At 70.0% G+C, this 15736-nt stretch carries 17 protein-coding genes and 1 pseudogene; 6 read left to right on the forward strand and 12 right to left on the reverse strand.

The window, feature by feature from the left end:
* Positions 1-10: 10 nt before the first annotated feature.
* The 5 genes and pseudogenes from rplI to K6U06_RS22320 form a co-directional block, all read right to left on the reverse strand.
* On the reverse strand, positions 11-457 hold the full coding sequence (gene rplI / locus K6U06_RS22300; RefSeq protein ID WP_262324189.1) for a 50S ribosomal protein L9: 447 nt from the start codon (positions 455-457) through the stop codon (positions 11-13).
* A 158-nt stretch (positions 458-615) separates the two neighbouring features.
* Positions 616-873 (reverse strand): annotated as a pseudogene (gene rpsR / locus K6U06_RS22305) (30S ribosomal protein S18); the annotation flags it as partial.
* Between the two features lie 3 nt (positions 874-876).
* Entirely contained in the window at positions 877-1434 is a 558-nt protein-coding gene (ssb, locus tag K6U06_RS22310; protein ID WP_262324190.1) for a single-stranded DNA-binding protein, read from the reverse strand.
* Between the two features lie 2 nt (positions 1435-1436).
* A complete protein-coding gene (gene rpsF, locus K6U06_RS22315; RefSeq protein WP_262324191.1) occupies positions 1437-1793 on the reverse strand; it encodes a 30S ribosomal protein S6 in 357 nt (118 codons plus the stop codon).
* Positions 1794-1936: 143 nt separating this feature from the next.
* Positions 1937-2524 (reverse strand): DUF192 domain-containing protein, encoded by a 588-nt coding sequence (locus K6U06_RS22320; protein WP_262324192.1) that lies wholly within the window; start codon positions 2522-2524, stop codon positions 1937-1939.
* Positions 2525-2661: 137 nt separating this feature from the next.
* Between K6U06_RS22320 and K6U06_RS22325 the strand changes: the two genes are divergently transcribed.
* Complete coding sequence (locus K6U06_RS22325) at positions 2662-2994, forward strand: J domain-containing protein (protein ID WP_262324193.1); 333 nt, start codon at positions 2662-2664, stop codon at positions 2992-2994.
* A gap of 164 nt (positions 2995-3158) precedes the next feature.
* Here K6U06_RS22325 and K6U06_RS22330 read toward each other — a convergent pair whose 3' ends face one another.
* Together K6U06_RS22330 and panB are read right to left on the reverse strand one after the other, a co-directional pair.
* Positions 3159-3326 carry a CsbD family protein gene (locus K6U06_RS22330; RefSeq protein WP_262324194.1) on the reverse strand — a complete coding sequence of 56 codons (168 nt, stop codon included), beginning with the start codon at positions 3324-3326 and terminating at the stop codon, positions 3159-3161.
* 133 nt (positions 3327-3459) lie between these two features.
* Positions 3460-4287, reverse strand: a complete 828-nt coding sequence (panB, locus tag K6U06_RS22335; RefSeq protein ID WP_262324195.1) for a 3-methyl-2-oxobutanoate hydroxymethyltransferase — start codon at positions 4285-4287, stop codon at positions 3460-3462.
* Between the two features lie 74 nt (positions 4288-4361).
* On the opposite strand from panB, the gene K6U06_RS22340 reads away from it, so the two are divergent.
* Positions 4362-4514, forward strand: a complete 153-nt coding sequence (locus K6U06_RS22340; RefSeq protein ID WP_262324196.1) for a hypothetical protein — start codon at positions 4362-4364, stop codon at positions 4512-4514.
* A gap of 5 nt (positions 4515-4519) precedes the next feature.
* On the opposite strand, the gene K6U06_RS22345 is transcribed toward K6U06_RS22340, so the two are convergent.
* The gene (locus tag K6U06_RS22345) at positions 4520-6655 is read right to left on the reverse strand and encodes a transglycosylase domain-containing protein (protein ID WP_262324197.1); all 2136 of its coding nucleotides are present in this window, start codon (positions 6653-6655) and stop codon (positions 4520-4522) included.
* Between the two features lie 593 nt (positions 6656-7248).
* Positions 7249-7671 (reverse strand): DUF5318 domain-containing protein, encoded by a 423-nt coding sequence (locus K6U06_RS22350; protein ID WP_262324198.1) that lies wholly within the window; start codon positions 7669-7671, stop codon positions 7249-7251.
* Between the two features lie 112 nt (positions 7672-7783).
* On the opposite strand from K6U06_RS22350, the gene K6U06_RS22355 reads away from it, so the two are divergent.
* From K6U06_RS22355 to K6U06_RS22370, 4 genes are all read left to right on the forward strand, one after another.
* Positions 7784-8608, forward strand: coding sequence for a PadR family transcriptional regulator (locus K6U06_RS22355; protein WP_262324199.1), 825 nt, complete (start codon positions 7784-7786; stop codon positions 8606-8608).
* Entirely contained in the window at positions 8605-9681 is a 1077-nt protein-coding gene (locus K6U06_RS22360; RefSeq protein ID WP_262324200.1) for an inositol-3-phosphate synthase, read from the forward strand. The genes K6U06_RS22355 and K6U06_RS22360 overlap by 4 nt, the downstream gene beginning before the upstream one ends.
* 82 nt (positions 9682-9763) lie before the next feature.
* A complete protein-coding gene (locus tag K6U06_RS22365) occupies positions 9764-10492 on the forward strand; it encodes a class I SAM-dependent methyltransferase (RefSeq protein WP_262324201.1) in 729 nt (242 codons plus the stop codon).
* Between the two features lie 44 nt (positions 10493-10536).
* The gene (locus K6U06_RS22370) at positions 10537-11787 is read left to right on the forward strand and encodes a glycosyltransferase 87 family protein (protein ID WP_262324202.1); all 1251 of its coding nucleotides are present in this window, start codon (positions 10537-10539) and stop codon (positions 11785-11787) included.
* Between the two features lie 157 nt (positions 11788-11944).
* On the opposite strand, the gene K6U06_RS22375 is transcribed toward K6U06_RS22370, so the two are convergent.
* The 3 genes from K6U06_RS22375 to K6U06_RS22385 form a co-directional block, all read right to left on the reverse strand.
* The gene (locus K6U06_RS22375; protein ID WP_262324203.1) at positions 11945-13453 is read right to left on the reverse strand and encodes a CCA tRNA nucleotidyltransferase; all 1509 of its coding nucleotides are present in this window, start codon (positions 13451-13453) and stop codon (positions 11945-11947) included.
* Between the two features lie 51 nt (positions 13454-13504).
* Positions 13505-14596: a type IV pilus twitching motility protein PilT gene (locus tag K6U06_RS22380; protein ID WP_262324204.1), complete on the reverse strand. Its 1092-nt coding sequence runs from the start codon at positions 14594-14596 to the stop codon at positions 13505-13507.
* 62 nt (positions 14597-14658) lie between these two features.
* Entirely contained in the window at positions 14659-15654 is a 996-nt protein-coding gene (locus K6U06_RS22385) for a histone deacetylase (RefSeq protein ID WP_262324205.1), read from the reverse strand.
* Between the last annotated feature and the right edge of the window lie 82 nt (positions 15655-15736).

Genomic DNA, 15736 nt, shown 5'->3' on the forward strand with positions numbered 1-15736 from the left:
GGGTGAAGCTCTAGCCCTTGATGACCTCTACGGTCACGCGGAACTCGACGTCGCTGTGGAGCTTCACCGGAATCTCGTGCGTGCCGAGGGTCTTGATCGGCTCGTCGAGGTGCAACCGGCGGCGGTCCAGCACGACGCTGGTCTGGTCGGCGACGGCCTCGGCCACGTCGGACGCGGTTATCGAGCCGAACAGCTTGTCGCCCGCTCCGGCCCGGGCCGGGATGCGGATTACGACGGGCACCAAGGTGCGGGCGACGACCTCGGCCGCTTCGCGGTCCTTGGCGTCGCGCAGGTCGCGCGAGCGGCGCATGGCATTGGCCTGGGCGGTGACGCCCGCAGTGGCCAGGATGGCGTGACCCTTCGGGAGCAGATAGTTGCGGGCGTACCCGTCGGCCACGTCGACGATGTCGCCCCGCTTGCCCAGGTTGGGCAGGTCGGCGCGCAGCACGATGCGCATCAGGCGTCCACCTCCTCGAGCTCGGTGTCGTCGGCGTCATCCGCCCCGACCTCGACGTCGCTCGTGGTCTCCTCGCGGTCCTCGCCGCGCTCGCCGTCGCGACGGCCGCCGCCGCTGCGGGGCCCGCGGCCGGGACCGCGCTCGCTGACGGTGCGCTGCGTGTAGGGCAGCAGCGCCAGCTCGCGGGCGGTCTTGATCGCCACCTGAACGTCGCGCTGGTGCTGGGCGCAGTTGCCCGTCACCCGGCGGGCCCGGATCTTGCCCCGGTCGCTCATGAACCGGCGCAGCAGGTTGACGTCTTTGTAGTCGACCCAGTCGATGTGCTCCTTGCAGAAGATGCACACCTTCTTCTTGCCGCGGGGACGGGAATCTTTGACGGTCCGCTTACCGCGGTCCCGATCGTTGTTGCGTGCCATCGCTTAGAAAGGCTCCTCTTCGTACTGGTAGTCGCCCTGCGGCGCCTCGTTGCCGGCCGGACGTGGCGCAGGTGCGCTGCCGCCGCTGTTGTAGCCGCCCCCGGACTGCTGGGCGCCGCTGTTGTAGCCGCCCCCGGACTGCTGGGCGCCGCTGCTGTAGCCGCCCCCGGACTGCTGGGCGCCGCCGTCAGGCCCGCGCCGCTCGTTGCGGCTGATCTGCGCCGTCGCGTAGCGAAGGCTGGGGGCTACCTCGTCGGCGACGATCTCGATCTTCGAGCGCTTCTCGCCGTCCTGGTTTTCCCAGGACCGCTGATCGAGGCGGCCTGAGACCACCACACGGGTGCCTCGGGTGAGTGACTGCGCGGCGTTCTCTGCCAGCTCGGCCCAGCAGACGACATCGAAGAACGACGTCGCTTCGTTCCACTCCTGGGTCTGACGATTCTGCCACCGGCGGTTGACCGCCACGCCGAAGCTGGCGGTGGCCTGGCCGGAAGGGGTGAATCGCAGTTCCGGGTCGCGGGTCAGGTTGCCGACGATCGTGACTGCGCTGTTGGTTGCCATGGCTACGCTCCCTGTGTCGGGGCAGCCGCCGCTCCGTCACTGACGGTCGGACGGGCTGCACGACCGGCCACCTTGTCCGGCAGCCGGATCACCTTGTGGCGGACCACCTCGTCCGCGAGACCGAGCATCCGGTCGAGCTCGGCCATGGCGACCGGCTCGGCTGACGTCTCGATGAGGGCGTAGTACCCCTCGGAGCGATGATTGACCTCGTAGGCGAAGCGACGCTTCCCCCATCGGTCGACCTTGCCCACGGTGCCGCCGTTGGCGGTGATCAGGGCCGTTGCCCGGTCGATCGTGGCCCGGATGACCTCGTCATCCAGTCCGGCGTCGACGATGACCATGACTTCGTAGGGCCTCATGGGCCTCACACTCCTCCCTCTGGACCCGGCCACGGTGGGCTCGGGGCTCCGGTCTCTCCGGAGCAGGGCTCAATTAGCTCGGTAATCGTACTCGACGCGCCGTGTCCACGGCCTTCAGCTTGGCAGGGGGGTGTGACGGTCCCTCAACCGATGCAGGGACCGCCCGCGTGGATCACGGATCCGGGCCCGATCCCCAGTGCGTGCAGGGTCCCCTTCGGAACCTCGAGGGCGCTCGAGTACGGCTGGGGGGCGCTGTAGTGGGGGCAGCCGCCCGCGGCGCGTGACGGGCAGGGGACGAGGTCCCGCTCCCCGACCCACCGTCCGCCCGCGTCGAACCAGGCGATCGACAGCGGCATCGGCGTCTCGTACATGTAGAAAACCTCGGTGCTCGGTCCGGGGAACCGGAACAGCATCCCGGCGTAGCGCCCGAGCGAGCTGCGCCCCATGAGACCCCGGTCCCGCTGCGCCGCGGTCGATGCCAGGAGGGCACACGACGCCCGGAAGGTCGTCGGGAGCCCAGGCCCCGGCGTCACGGTGAAGGAGATCTGCTCGAAGCCGGGGACGTCACCGGCGGGGACGGTCGCGTCCGGGGCTACGAGGGTGGCCCGGGCCGCGGTCCCGGACCCGACGGCGAAGAAGCCGACGACCCCCGCTGCCAGCACCACCCAAGCGGCGCGCCGCACCGCGCCGAGGAGCCGAGGCGAGGACGGGTCGAGGTTCCAATCGGGCACGCCCCATGCTGGCAGCTGCGCCGACCCGAAACGTTGCGCCGACCGACCGACCGGCCGGCCGACCGACCGGCCAGGACGTGGACTGTCCGGGACGGTCACAGGTTCCGTTTCCGGTGGCGCCACCTAGGCTGCCGGTCGTGACCCCCGCGCGCGCCCGGCTGCTGTTGGGTGTCGACGCGACCGCGTCGAGGGGACAGATCGAAGCGGCGTTCCGGCGGAGGGCGTGGTCGCTGCACCCGGACCGGGGCGGCAACGCCACCCAGTTCGCGGACGTGGCGGCCGCCCGAACGCTCCTGTTGGGTCATGTCAGTGCGCCGGCGTCTCCCGCCGGTGCGAGGGCCACGTCGGCGGTGTCGGTCGTTTCCGACGCGGCCCTGTTGCGTCAGCTGGTGGCCGGCGCGCTGGGGCGCTGGGTTGGGCGCTACACCGCCAGTCGCCGGCGGCCTCCAACCGGCCGCCGGGTTCAGTGACGTCCGTCACCTTCGGTGGGTCGCCGGACGTGTCGCCCGGCTGGAGCCGCTCTGGGCCCGGACGCGCAACCACCGCCCGCGAAGCGGACGGTGGTCACAGCGTTCGGGCGGCGTGCGCTCACCCAGTGGGGGACCCGTAGACGGGCTCCTCACGACGACGGGGTTCAGTCCTTGTGCAGGACCGAGCCCAGCTTGTCCTTGGTCGCGTCGACAGCGTCCTTGGCCTTGCCGCCAACCTGATCGAGCTTGCCCTCGGCCTTGAGATTGTCGTTGCCCGAGAGGTCGCCGGCCGCTTCCTTGACCTTGCCCTTGGCATCGTCGACGTTGCTCATGCGATCACTCCTCCAAAACAGCTACGACACCGCCGATAAGCGGTGCGGCCACGATGGCCTCGCTCATGTATCTTCCCGTCGAACGGGGAGGAGAAACCCGCGCAATGTCCCGGCGGCCGCCCAGGCGAATGCGCTAGATCAGCGCCTCTGCGACGTCGGCGCGCAGGTGGTAGCTCTCGGAGTCGGATGGGAAAGCCCGGCTCCTGACGTCGGCCGCATAGGACGCCAGGCCCTCGATGGCGGCGGCCCGCAGGTCGGCGTAGCGACGCACAAACTTCGGGGCCACCGCATACTCACCGCCGCCGAAGCCCAGCACGTCGTGCCAAACGAGCACCTGGCCGTCGCACGCCGGGCCGGCACCGATCCCGATTGTGGGAACGTCCACCGCGCCGGTTACGAGGCGGGCCACTTCGGTAGGGATCCCTTCCAGCACCAGCGAGAAGCATCCGGCCGCGGCCAGGGACTTGGCGTCGTCGATGACCTGACGGGCCGCCTCGACCCCCTTTCCCTGCACCTTGAAGCCACCCATCGCATGGAAACTCTGGGGGGTCAGCCCGAGATGACCCATCACCGGGATCTCGGCGTCTACGAGCGCCTCGATCACCGGCACCCGCTTGCTGCCGCCCTCCAGCTTGACCGCTTGGGCACCGGCGCGCACCAGGCGCCCGGCGTTGAGCACCGCGTCTCGGCGTGACGTGTGGTAGCTCAGCCAGGGCAGGTCCGCCACGATCAGCGCGTGGGGCTTGGCCCGAGCCACCGCCGCGGTGTGGTGCACCATGTCGTCCACGGTCACTTGAAGGGTGTCGGCGTACCCGAGGACCGTCATCGCCACCGAGTCCCCCACCAGCAGGAGGTCGACTCCCGCCTCGTCGGCGACGCGCGCCCCGGGGGCGTCGTACGCGGTGACCATCACGAGCGGGTCGGCACCCTTGCGGGCGCGTACTTCCGGCACGGTCGTCATCTGGTTCCTCCCATGTCCGTCCAGCGCCACTCGGCTGCCGGCGGTACGCCGAGGCTATCCCTATCCTGCGAAGTGTGCGCTGTGACATGTGCGGTGGCGACGCCGAAGACCTCGAGGACGTCAACCGGGTGTACCTCCTCCCCGAACCCCAGCAACTCGACGACGTGGAACGGTGGTGCTTCTCGTGCCGCTCCCAGTATCCGCACGAGCCGGCCGCCCCGGCCTAGGCCGCTCAGCCTGAAGGTCCCGCCGTCGGCGTCGTCTGCGCGCTCGTCGGGGGAGCGGCCGTGGTCGGCGTCGTGTGAGCCGTCGTCGGGGTGGCGGCCGTGGTCGGGGTGGCGGCCGTGGTCGGGGGGCTGGTGACAGTCGTCGACGACGGCACCGCCGTGGCCGTGGGGACGGTGGTCGTGCTGGTCGTCGTCGTGGAGCCGATGCCCTGGGGGAAGACAAGGGTCGAGGGGTCGGGGGGCGCCAACGTCTGACCCCCGAAGTAGTAAACGGGGTCGAACTGGCCTCCCGCGCCGGGGTTGGCGGCCAGCACTGACGCCATGTAGGTGTGCCACAGCTGGGCCGGGATACCCCCACCTTGGACGCTCTTGTAGTAGTGCCCGTCGTGGGAGAAGTTCTGCATCGGGGTGTTCCCGGCCGGGTAGCCCATCCAAAGCGACGTGGTCAGGTGGGGGGTGAAACCCACGAACCATGCATCGCCCGAGTTCTCCGTCGTGCCGGTCTTGCCTGCGATGGGGGAACTGAGGCCGCCGGCAGCCCCGCCGGTACCGTCGAGCACGACGTGTTGGAGGACGTACGCCTCCACCGCCGCGTCGTGCTGGCTGAGCACCTGCCGGGTTGTCTGGGGGGCCCACGGAAGCGGCTTGCCGCTGGCGGTGGTGACCTTGGTGATGAGCACCGGAGAGCGGTAGACGCCGTGGTTGGCGATGGTGGCGTACGCCGCGGCCATCTCCAACGGCGACACCTCCGGGGTGCCGAGCACCTCCGACGGGTAGCCCGCGCCGGCCGGCAGCTCCTTGGCGCTGATGCCCATGGCCTCGGCCATGGCGGTCAGGTTCGACGCTCCGAGCTTCTCCACGATCTGGGCGTACACCGTGTTGATCGACTGGGCGGTGGCGTCGAGAACCGTCACCGGGCCGCCGCCACCTTCGCCCTCGAAGTTGCGAACGTCCCAAGGTGTCCCGTTGCTGTTGCCGTGGGGGACCACCACCTCCCTGGGCGCGGGCAGCGTCGAGTAGATCGAGTAGCCCGACTTGATCAGGTAGGCGAGCATGAATGCCTTGAACGTCGAACCGGCTTGCCGGCCGCTGCCGCCGCCGGCGGTCCCGAGGGCCAGGTTGACCTGCGACCCCTGGTACCCGGCGTTGTAGCCCGCCCCCCCGACCATGGCTCGGACGTCGCCGTGGTCGTCGATGCTCACCAAGGCGCCGGCCGGATCACCCTTCGCGGGGTGGAGGGCGTTGGGGTTGGAGCCGTAGACGCTGTCGTACGCCTTGGCCTGCAGGTTGGGATCGAGGGTGGTGTAGACCCGCAGGCCGCCCCCATCGACCTCGCTCGCCGGCCATTTGGCGAGCAACTGCTGGCGCACCGCAGCCAAGTAGTAGGCGTCGCCGGCGACCGACGTCGATGTCTGAGCCGCCGCCTTGGCGGGCGAGAGCACGTAGCTCGACATCGGCTCGGCCCGCACCTGATCGGCCTGGGGCTGGGTGATCTTCTTGTCTCTGACCATCGCGGCGAGGGTGTCGGACTGGTTTTGGACGGCGAGCGCAGGGTTGTGGGCGGGGTCGGCGGTGTCGGGCTCGCGGATCAGGCCGGCCAGCAACGACGCCTCCCGCAAGCCGTCTTGCTGCACCGGCTTGCCGAAGTACGCCTCCGAGGCCGCCTGGACGCCGTAAGCCCCCCTCCCGAAGTAGATCGTGTTGAGGTAGTTGTCGAGGATCGTGTCCTTGGAGTCCCGGTGGCCGAGCTTGACGGCGATCGCCGCTTCTTTGATCTTCCGGGTCAGCGTCCGCTGCGAGGACAGGTAGGCCTGCTTCACGTACTGCTGGGTGATCGTCGAACCGCCCTGCAGGGCGTTGCCCTTGAGGTCGGAGATGAACGCCCGGATGGTACTGATCGGGTTGACGGCTCCTTCGGTGAAGAAATGGCGGTCCTCGGTAGACACGACCGCGTTGATCAGCACCGGGGGGACGGCGGAGAGCGGGACGCTCACGCGGTTTTCGATCTTGTAGCTCGTGAGCACCTTGCCGTTGGCGTCATAAACGAACGACGTCTGCGACAGGGGCGCTGGCGTCGGAAGAGTGACCCGCGACAGGGCGTAAAGCCCTCCGGCCACCCCCGCGAACAGCAGCAGGCCCATCACGAAAAGCGGCCGCCGCCACCGCCAGAGCAGCCCTCGGCGGGGCTGGTCAGGTGCCCTTCGGCGCCGCCCGGGGCCGGTCTGACCCGAGCGCGCCGCCCGTCGGGCCGGCGCGGCCTTGCCCCGGGCCGCCGTCGGTCCTGACCCTCTGCGTCCAGCCGCCTTGGGCCCAGCCCCGCTGGGGCCGGCGCCCCTCGTTCGAGGCTGCGATGCCCCCCTGGCCGGCCGCTTCTCCCCGTCGCCTCTCGCCGCCGCTCGCCCCGCCTCCGCTCGCCCCGCCGCGGAGGCCTTGGAGCCGCCGGCTCGGCTGCCGCCGGATTTGGCGGAGGGAGATTTGGGAGCTCCGGATTTGGGGGCGCCGGGCTTGGCGGAGCTACCCGAGCGCGCCTGCGCAGCGGCCGCCCGGCCGCGAAGCACCGCCGCTTGCTGGCGGGGGGTCAGGTCGGACCAGCGCAGCTGGCCTCGCCCACCTGGAGGAGGAGAAGGAGCCATGGATCAGTCGGTGGTGCGGCGAGCCGAACCCTGAGCAGGCCCGGCGGGGATTGGGGGCAGCATGCCACCGACCTGCGACAGTCGGCGGGCGACCCTCCGGTTCAGGTCGCGCTGCGCCCAGCCGTCCGGGCTCGGCGCCCCAGCGCGAAGGTCTGTGCCAGGTGGTTCCACGAGCAGTTGGGACACACCTCAACCACGTAGCAGGCCAAATCAGCGGTGCCTTTCGAAAGCCGGGCCAGCTCGCGCTTGGTTGTAACGCACTTCCCGCTCGGAGGCAGCCGGCTGCCGAACACGTAGGACACCAGGCGCACCTTGGTTTCCTCGCAGATCGGGCAGTCCTCTCTGGTCTCCTCCCCGACGTTGATCGCGGCCCGCAGCAGCTCCGGGTGGGCGTCGCACACGTCGAGGCGCGATAGGCGTCCCTTGCGGAACTCACTGACGATCGAGTTGCGAGCCAGGCGGTAGTCCACGTGGCCGGCGACGTGGCTGCTGGCGCCCCGCAGGGATTCCGGCCTGAAGCTCATCACCCAGAAACCCTACCGCTGGGTGCGCCGGCACCGGACGGCCAGCGCAGCCCCCACCGTCCCGATCGATATATCGGCCCGATACATCGATTCGGTGTGTAGAGTGGAGGCGGTGTTGGGACTGGCCATCCTCGGACTGCTCACTGAGCAGGAGCTTCACGGCTACGAGCTGAAGAAGCGGCTGGGCGAAACGCTCGGCTTCGGAAGCGGGGTCTCGTTCGGCTCCCTGTACCCGGCGCTGGCCCGACTGGAGAAGGCCGGCGCCCTCAAGGCCGTCGAGGCACGCGACGGGAGCGTTCCGGTCCCGATGACCGGCTCGCTCGGCGGGGAGATGGCCGCCTACCGCGCCCGTCGGGCGACGGCTCGAGGCACCCGCGGTACCCGGGGCAAGAAGGTGTACGGCATCACCGCCCACGGCCGCCAGCTCTTCGAGGAGCTCCTGGTCGCCGGTGCCGAATCCAGCGACGACGACCGCCTGTTCAACCTGAGGCTGGTCTTCGCCGGTCACCTCCCGCCCGACGCCCGTCTGGGCATGCTCGAGCGGCGCCGGCTCCACCTACTGGACCGACTGACCCGCATCCGTAGCCGGGTCCGCGCCGGCGTCGACCGCCTGGACACCTACAGCCGCAGCCTCGTCGAGCACGATCGCGAGGCCACCGAGCACGACATCTCCTGGTTGGAGCAGCTGATCGCCCGCGAGCGGGCCGGCGCTGCCCAGTCACCCGGGAGCCGTTCCCCCGAGGCCCAGCCGTCTCGGGCCGTGCCCCGGCCGGCATCATCCGATGCCGCCGGCTACCCCCCGGCGCAGGAGTCCCCTCCCGCGTCAGCACCCAAGAGGGCCGATCGGCCCAGCCTGTCGGGGCTGCGGGAAACCGCAGCGGCGCAGGCACGTAAGGCCGCGCCCTTGGCGCGGGATGAGGAGGACAATCCCCGATGAGTTCAAAGATCCGCGTCGCCATCGCCGGCGTCGGCAACTGCGCCAGCTCTTTGGTGCAAGGCGTCGAGTACTACAAGGACGCCGACCCCACCGAGTCGGTGCCCGGCCTCATGCACGTCGAGCTCGGCGGCTACCACGTGCGCGACGTCGAGTTCGTGGCGGCCTTCGACGTCGATGCGGCCAAGGTCGGACTCGACCTCGGCAAAGCGGTTTTCGCCGGCCAGAACAACACGATCCGCTTCGCCTCCGTCGGCGATGTCGGCGTCGAGGTTCAGCGTGGCCCGACCTTCGACGGTCTCGGCAAGTACTACCGCCAGGCCATCGAGGAGTCCCCCGTCGAGCCGGTCGATGTGGTCGAGGTCCTCAAGGCCAGTCGAGCCGACGTCTTGGTGTCTTACCTTCCGGTCGGTTCCGAGGACGCGCAGAAGCACTACGCCCAAGCTTGCCTCGACGCCAAGGTGGCCTTCGTCAACGCCATCCCGGTGTTCATCGCCTCTGACCCCGAGTGGGCCCAGAAGTTCACCGACGCCGGCGTTCCGATCGTCGGTGACGACATCAAGAGCCAGGTAGGGGCGACCATCGTCCACCGCATCCTGGCCCGCCTCTTCGAGGACCGGGGCCTGGTACTGGACCGCACCTACCAGCTCAACGTCGGCGGCAACATGGACTTCAAAAACATGCTCGAGCGCGAGCGCCTCGAGTCGAAGAAGATCTCGAAGACCCAGTCGGTCACCAGCCAGGTGGAGCACGGCATCGAGGCCCATGATGTGCACATCGGCCCCTCGGACCACGTGGCTTGGCTCGACGACCGCAAGTGGGCGTACATCCGCCTCGAGGGTCGCAACTTCGGCGACGTCCCGCTCAACATCGAGCTCAAGCTGGAGGTGTGGGACTCCCCCAACTCCGCCGGGGTGATCATCGACGCCGTGCGCTGCGCCAAGCTGGCCTTGGACCGGGGTCTCGGCGGCCCCATCGAAGGAGCCTCCGCCTACTTCATGAAGTCGCCGCCGGTTCAGTACCACGACGACATCGCCCACCAGATGGTCGAGGACTTCGCCGCCGGCAAGGCCTAGGCGCCATCCAGCAGTTCCGTCCCGTCAGCCGGGCGAGCGCGCGCCCGCGTGGTCGCCCGGCTAATAGGGCAGGATGACGCCTGTGCCGACCGATCAAGCCGCATCCTGGGACCGCCTCTCCGCCGAGTACCAAGAGGCCGCACAGCTCCCCACCGACGTCGCGGTCTACGGCCCTGATATCCCCACCGAGGCCGATCTCAGGCTGCTCGGTGACGTCAAGGGCAAGCGGATCCTTGACCTCGGCTGCGGTGCTGCGCAGGCCGCCATCTCCTTTGCCAAGGCCGGGGCCACCGCGATCGGCGTCGACTTCTCCGCCGAGCAACTGGCCCGGGGTCGGGCTCTTTGCGAGCGCGAGGAGGTGCGGGTCGAGCTGCGCCAGGGGGACCTCGCCGATCTGGCGTTTCTCAGGGCGGACTCGATCGACGGAGCGTTCGCTGCCAACGCGTTCGATTACGTCGAGGATCTGAGCCGGGTGTTCCGCCAGGTCCACCGGGTCTTGAAGGTCGGGGCGCCGCTGGCGTTCAGTGTGATGCACCCCTTCTGGGCCATCAGCGCCGGGATGCGGGCCGGCCGGTCGCCTTCCTACTTCGACCGTTCTCCTGTCGTCGAGCACCACGGCGGCACCGAGCTGACGGTTTTCCCTCGTACCTTCTCGGATCTCTACACCGCCTTGATGCGGGCCAGTTACCGAGTCGACGCCTTCATTGAGCCGGAGCCGGTGCCGCACGCGCCGCGGAGCCTGGCATGGGATCCGGCGATGGCCTCGATGCCGCTCACCCTCGTGGTCCGAGCCAGGAAAGAAGGAAGCTGAACCTTCACCTCCGGGCATCGGCGCCCTCCGATCGGTGGGCGCCGGTGATCGAGACCGTCGCGTTCCTAGCGGTGATCCTGGTGGTGCGGGTGGCCACGCTGATCCTGGTCGGGCACTTCGTGCACGGCCGGGAGATCAGCGACGACTCCGGCTTGCAGCTGGTCCTGGCCCGCGACCCCTTCGGTCGGCTGACCAACACCGGCGCCCCCTACGGTCAGTACCCGCCATTTTTCGGCGCGCTGCTCGCCCCCACCGTGGCCCTTTTCAGCCCGGTGGTGTCCGACTTCTACGTCATCCGCATCACGGCCATCACCTGGGAATTGCTCACCGCGGCCCTCTACGCCGTCAGCCTCCACCGCCTGGGGGCAGGCGCGCGAACCCGCCGGTGGTGCTACCTGGCGTGGCTGACGGTGCCGATGACCTGGATGACCAGCACCGTGATGGGGCAGAAGGACTTCGTACCGGCCTTCTTTTTCGCCGCGACACTGCTCCTGGCGTGGCGCCGGTCGTGGGTTCTCGCGGCGCTGGCCGCTTCCGTCGGGGTCGTGGCGGCCAAGATCTTCCTGCTGCTCCCGCTCGTGGTCTTGGTGTTCTTGTGCCCACCGGGCCGCCGGCGGGAAGTCCTAGCCGCTGGGGCCGCCCCGATCGTGGCGGTCTACGCGTACCTGGTGATCCTCGGTGCGGTGCAAGGCCACGGCCTGGCGCTGCTTCACTTCCACCCCAACGCCCCGTTCGGCACCCAGGGCTGGACGCTTCTGACCTTGCACGTCTCGCTGTCCAACGCCCTCGAGTCGCGGCTGTCGGAGGTCTTGGCGGTCCTTGGCGTCGCTGCGGTCCTGGGATGGTGGGTGCGCACCGGCCGGCCCGACGCAGGCGGCGTCACTCCCGCCGACCCCACCGCCTTGGCCCTGATGATGGCGTCAGCGGTCCTGGCGGTCTTTTCGCTCTTTTACCACGTCAACGATTCGTATTTCACGATGCTGGTCCCGGCGCTGTTGCTGCCCGCCTTCGCAGGCCGCCGGCGGGTGCTGCTCGCGGTGGCGACCGTCGCGCCGTGGGCTGTCAACTTCTTCTACGGCGTGCAGACCGCCATCGCCGAGCACACCGTTGGCGGTAAGGGGGCCTTCGTGAAGCTGTACCACCACTTCACCCACGGTTCGCCCCGCCCTTACCTCGAGCTGGCGCTCGCGCTCACTGCCGTCTCCTGGGCCGTCTTGGCGGTGGTGTCCGTCCGCGACGCCCGCCGGCTTTCACAAGAGCACATGGCGCGAACCCGTGCTCCAGCGCGGGTTTGAGACATGTGCTCTTGTGAACCGCTGACCGAGTGGGCGTCGCGCCGGCTGTGCCGCCCAGGCCCATAGCCCTCCAGGCCCAGCCCCAGGGCCTCCAGGCCCATAGCCAGGCCCAGGCCCAGAGCCCTCCAGGCCCAGAGCTACGCCGCCGAGGCCAGAGCTAGGTCCCGGAATTGCGCTCCGCCCACCAGGCGTCCAGCCGCCGGCCAGCCTCTTCCTCGCCGAGCGGCCCCTCCTCGAGTCGCAGCTCCAGCAGGAAGTTGAGCGCCTCGCCGACTTCCCGCCCGGGCCGGATGCCGAGGCGTTTCATGACCGCGACGCCGTCGAGGTCGGGCCGGATGGCGGCAAGCTCCTCCTGCTCGCGCAGGACCGCGATGCGCTCTTCGAGCTCGTCCATGCGCCGGGCCAGGGCCCGGGCTTTGGCCGCGTTGCGGGTGGTGCAGTCGCAGCGGGTCAGTTCGTTGAGCCGGTCGAGCAGCGGGCCGGCATCACGGACGTAGCGTCGCACCGCGGCGTCGGTCCAGCCCATCCGGTAGGTGTGGAACCGCAGGTGCAGGTCCACCAGCGTGGCCACGATGTCGATGTCCTCGGTCGGGTAGCGCAGCGCCCGCATGCGGTCCCGGGTCATGCGGCCGCCGACCACCTCGTGGTGGTGGAACGACACGTGCCCTCGAGGCCCGAACGAACGAGTCTTCGGCTTTCCCACGTCGTGGAACAACGCGGCGAGGCGCAGCAACCGGTCGGGCTGGGTCTTCTCGATCACCGCGATGGTGTGGGCCAGCACGTCTTTGTGGCGGTGGATGGGGTCCTGCTCGAGGGCCAGCGCCGGCAGCTCGGGCAGGAACTCCTCGGCGAGGCCGGTCGACACGAGCAGCCACAGGCCGGCGCCGGGCTTTTCGACGACCATCAGCTTGTCCAGCTCGTCTCGGATGCGCTCGTCGGAGACGATGTCGAGCCGGGCTCGCATGGTGGTGATGGCCGCCACGAGGTCCGGGTCGGGGGTCAGCCCGTAGCCGGCGACGAAGCGGGCGGCGCGCAGCATCCTCAGCGGGTCGTCGGCGAAGGACTCCTCGGGCGGCAGCGGGGTACGAAGCCGGCCGGCGGCCAGGTCCGCGACGCCGTCGAAGGGGTCGATCAGGCGCATGTCCGGCAGGGCCAGGGCCATGGCGTTGACCGTGAAGTCGCGCCGGGAGAGGTCGGCTTCGATGTCGGTCGAGAAGGTCACCGAAGGGTTGCGGGAGTCCGCGCTGTACGCCTCTGCGCGGTGCGTGGTGATCTCCACCACCCGCGCCGCTGACGGGGCCCCCGCCGAGGATGACGCCCCCGAGGATGACGCCCCCGAGGATGACGTCCCCGAGGATGGGGCCGCCGACGACTCAGGCGGTTCAGGTGACTGAGGCGCCGGCCGGGCGCCGGGGAGCCGAGCCCCGATGGTCCCGAACCGCTTGCCCTGCGTCCACACCGCGTCGGCCCAGCCTGAGAGGATGGCCTCGGTCTCGTCGGGAGTGGCGTCGGTGGTGAAGTCCAAGTCCCCGTTGTCGTCGAGGCGGCCGAGCACGGCGTCGCGCACGACTCCTCCGACGAGGTAGAGGCGCCGGCCGGCGGACTCGAAGCGGGCCGCGAGCGGCCCGGTCTCCTCCACCAGCGGGCGTAGACGGTCGGGGATCACGGCGGATCAGCCTACGGGCTGGCGGGCCTTCCCAAGGCTCAATAGCCCCGGTTACGTGGTGGCCAGCAACCCGGAAGTCTGCAGCGCGACCCGGAAGTCGTGCGGGCTGGTGGCGGCCGCCATCGCGGCCCGCAGGGTCACCTCACCGGCCTTGAACAGGGAGAACAGGCTCTGGTCGAAGGTCTGCATCCCGTGGTACTCGCCATCCGCGATGAGCTCCTCGATGCTCTCACCTTGCGCGGCGGACGGGTCGACGATCCGGTCGGCTATGCGGCCGGTGACCACCATCGCTTCGATGGCCGGGACCCGCCCGTCGCCGCTGGCCTTGGGGACCAGACGCTGCGACACGACGCCTTTCAGCACGCTGGCCAGGGTCATCCGGATCTGCTGCTGCTGGAACGGGGGGAAGAAGTCGACGATGCGGTTGATGGTCTCGGTGGCGTTGGTGGTGTGCAGGGTGGAGAGGACCAGGTGGCCGGTCTCCGCCGCGGTCAACGCCGCGCCGACGGTCTCGGTGTCGCGCATCTCGCCGATCAGGATGACGTCGGGGTCTTGGCGCAGCACCCGGCGCATGGCCTGGGCGTAGTCCCTGGTGTCTGTGCCGATCTCACGCTGGCAGACGATGGAGCGCTTGTCGGGGTGCAGGACCTCGATGGGGTCCTCGATGGTGATGATGTTGGCCGACCGGGTCTGGTTGATGTGGTCGATCATGGCGGCGAGGGTGGTGGTCTTGCCCGAGCCGGTCGGCCCGGTGACCAGCACCATGCCCCGGTGCTCCTCGGCCAGCCGGGTGACGATAGGTGGCAGGCCCAGGTCGATGGCGGAGAGGGCGGCGGGCAGGACCCGGCGCAGGACCATCGCCGCGCTGCCCCGCTGGCGGAAGGCGTTGCCGCGGAAGCGGCCGAGCCCGGTGACCGAGAGCGAGAAGTCAGCCTCCCCGGTCTTGTGGAACTCCTCGATACGGTCGACCGGCATGACCACCCGGAGGGCCTCTTCGATGTCGCCGGCCTCGATCACGGGGAAGGGCGCGGGCCGGAGGTCGCCGTTGACACGCACGCGAGGAGGGGAGGCCGCCTTCACATGAAGGTCGGACCCCTCCAATTCCACCAGGTAGGTGAGGATCGCTTGCAGGTCGAGCACCATGTATGCATCGACAGGTCCGGTCGCTGACCTAAGGGTGGGGAAAAATGCGTAGCGGCGGGAGGTCAGCGCGAATGGAGCCGCGCCGCGGCGTCGACCAATTCACGTCCTGGACCGCCGCTGGTCAATGGCTCCGGGAGCATGGTGGCACCGCCCAGGGCGGAGATGGTGGATGCCGTCGAGTCGGCCAGCGCCTGAAGGTCGTAGCCGCCCTCGAGCATCACCAGGAGCCGGCCGGCGGGCACCAGCGTCGCCAGGCGCGCCGTGAGCTCCCCGTAGTCCCCCGAGGAGAGGGCCAGGCCGGTCAGCGGGTCGGCGCGGTGGGCGTCGAAGCCGGCGGAGATGATCAACCAGGTCGGCGCCACCCGGGCCGCTAGAGGGGCGATGACGGTGTCGAACGCGGCCAGGTACACGTCGCCGGTGGCCCGGGCGGGCAGCGGGATGTTGACGGTCTCGCCGGCGCCGGCGCCCTCGCCGGTCTGGTCCAGCCACCCGGTTCCGGGGTACAGCGGCCATTCGTGGAGTGACACGTAGGTGACCCGGCTGTCGGTGTAGAACGCGTCCTGCGTCCCGTTCCCGTGGTGGGCGTCGTAGTCGACGATCAGCACCCGCTCGCCGGAGGAGGCCAGGGCGGCGGCGGCGACCGCCACGTTGTTGATCAGGCAGAAGCCCATCGCGGTGGTCGGCGTGGCGTGGTGTCCGGGCGGTCGCACCGCGACGAACGCGGCGGTGGCTTCGCCTCGCCCCAGCCGCTCGATGGCGTCGACCCCGGCGCCGGCGCCGAGCAGGGCGGCGTCCCACGAACCGCTGGACGCCTCGGTGTCCCCGTCGAGGGCGCCCCCACCGGCCGCGCAGAACCGTTGCATGGCGTCGAGGTAGACGGGGGTGTGGACCCGCTCCAGCTCCTCGCGACGGGCCGGGCGGGGCGTAGCCCGCACGACCTCGACGTCCGACGAGGCGAGGCCGAGCTCCACCGCGTGCAGCCGGGCCGGACGCTCCGGGTGGCCCGGCCCGGTCAGGTGGTCGGCGAAAGCCGGGTGGGTCTCGACCAGGATCGGCACTGTTGCAGGGTACGGCGCCGGGAGGCGTACGGCGGCCGGGCGGCTCACCCGTGGGTGGACCGTAGATCCGGGGGTCGCCGCA

Origin of the sequence: Acidiferrimicrobium sp. IK (assembly GCF_025499425.1) — a bacterium.
Classification (GTDB): domain Bacteria; phylum Actinomycetota; class Acidimicrobiia; order Acidimicrobiales; family Palsa-688; genus Acidiferrimicrobium.

Bases quoted from the DNA above. Each gene is read 5' to 3' on its own strand.
- panB (WP_262324195.1), bottom strand. From the start codon at position 4,287: ATGACGACCGTGCCGGAAGTACGCGCCCGCAAGGGTGCCGACCCGCTC.
- K6U06_RS22360 (WP_262324200.1), top strand. From the start codon at position 8,605: ATGAGTTCAAAGATCCGCGTCGCCATCGCCGGCGTCGGCAACTGCGCC.
- rplI (WP_262324189.1), bottom strand. From the start codon at position 457: ATGCGCATCGTGCTGCGCGCCGACCTGCCCAACCTGGGCAAGCGGGGC.
- K6U06_RS22350 (WP_262324198.1), bottom strand. From the start codon at position 7,671: ATGAGCTTCAGGCCGGAATCCCTGCGGGGCGCCAGCAGCCACGTCGCC.
- ssb (WP_262324190.1), bottom strand. From the start codon at position 1,434: ATGGCAACCAACAGCGCAGTCACGATCGTCGGCAACCTGACCCGCGAC.
- rpsF (WP_262324191.1), bottom strand. From the start codon at position 1,793: ATGAGGCCCTACGAAGTCATGGTCATCGTCGACGCCGGACTGGATGAC.
- K6U06_RS22380 (WP_262324204.1), bottom strand. From the start codon at position 14,596: ATGGTGCTCGACCTGCAAGCGATCCTCACCTACCTGGTGGAATTGGAG.
- K6U06_RS22345 (WP_262324197.1), bottom strand. From the start codon at position 6,655: ATGGGCCTGCTGCTGTTCGCGGGGGTGGCCGGAGGGCTTTACGCCCTG.
- K6U06_RS22330 (WP_262324194.1), bottom strand. From the start codon at position 3,326: ATGAGCAACGTCGACGATGCCAAGGGCAAGGTCAAGGAAGCGGCCGGC.